This window comes from Ligilactobacillus murinus DSM 20452 = NBRC 14221 (genome assembly GCF_001591685.1).
GTDB lineage: Bacteria > Bacillota > Bacilli > Lactobacillales > Lactobacillaceae > Ligilactobacillus > Ligilactobacillus murinus.
This window is the reverse complement of the sequence record NZ_BCVJ01000126.1, coordinates 1-888: the sequence shown is the minus strand read 5'-3', so window position 1 is coordinate 888 and position 888 is coordinate 1. Positions and strand designations below refer to the sequence as shown.

Below are 888 nucleotides of genomic sequence, written 5' to 3'. Positions count from 1 at the left end.
TGGCAAGGTAACCGATAAAATCGCAAATAGAGCAATGCTCAGAGAAAAATTTGGTGATAATAGTGTTCGTTCTGAATTAGACAATACGTTTGATCTCTTGAGAGATATGAAGGAACTATACACATGGTAGAACTAGAAAATTTGGAGGCGATGATATGGCAATAGAGACGTGGGATAGTCCCTATATAGTGATTTGGCTATGTTTAGGGGTATTAGTAACAGTATTGACATATGGCGTACGAGGATATAGTAACAAATTAAATGGCTTGGAAGCTATTGGATATAATGTGATAATCGGAGCTTTAGCTATTTTAAATGGGGCAGCGCTAGGTCAGACAATGTATGATAAAACAGAAAAAGTTTGGGGAAATTTAGGGACAATGTTAGGGTTATCGGGCCCTTTAATAGTGAGTGGCTTGATATTAATAATGTTTTATCGGAATCGTGTAGTAAAACATCCAGATGAAGTGACAGTTAAGAGAGAAGATTTAGAGATAAATAAATCTTCTTTGTTAGGTGGAATAACGTCATTCATGACATATGGTTTATTAGCAGCAGGTATTGGAGCAATGAATGTTGTAATGGATATAGTTGAAGATAAAGAGGGCATTATTTATGGTCTTGCTGGACTTGTGCCTTTAGTGATAGCAATTTGGTTAATAACCCAATACCGCAAATGGATGTTTAAGTATATCGTCTGGGTGTTACGTCGCAAAGGGTTGTTGCAAGTAGTGGATGATAAAGATTCTAAATAAATTTTAGAGAAATCAGAAGTAGCCATGATTATTACTAAATTGGTGATTGGTTAGCCGATCACTTTACATATGATCTTTTGAGAGATACGAAAGAACTCTACACGTGGTAGAACTAGAAAATTTGGAGGCGATG

At 36.0% G+C, this 888-nt stretch carries 1 protein-coding gene; it reads left to right on the top strand.

Annotated elements, in window-relative coordinates:
• Window positions 1-155 precede the first annotated feature (155 nt).
• Window positions 156-755 carry a hypothetical protein gene (locus tag LMU01S_RS10125; protein ID WP_061773591.1) on the top strand — a complete coding sequence of 200 codons (600 nt, stop codon included), beginning with the start codon at window positions 156-158 and terminating at the stop codon, window positions 753-755.
• Window positions 756-888: the final 133 nt, after the last annotated feature.

Bases quoted from the DNA above. Each gene is read 5' to 3' on its own strand.
- LMU01S_RS10125 (WP_061773591.1), top strand. From the start codon at position 156: ATGGCAATAGAGACGTGGGATAGTCCCTATATAGTGATTTGGCTATGT.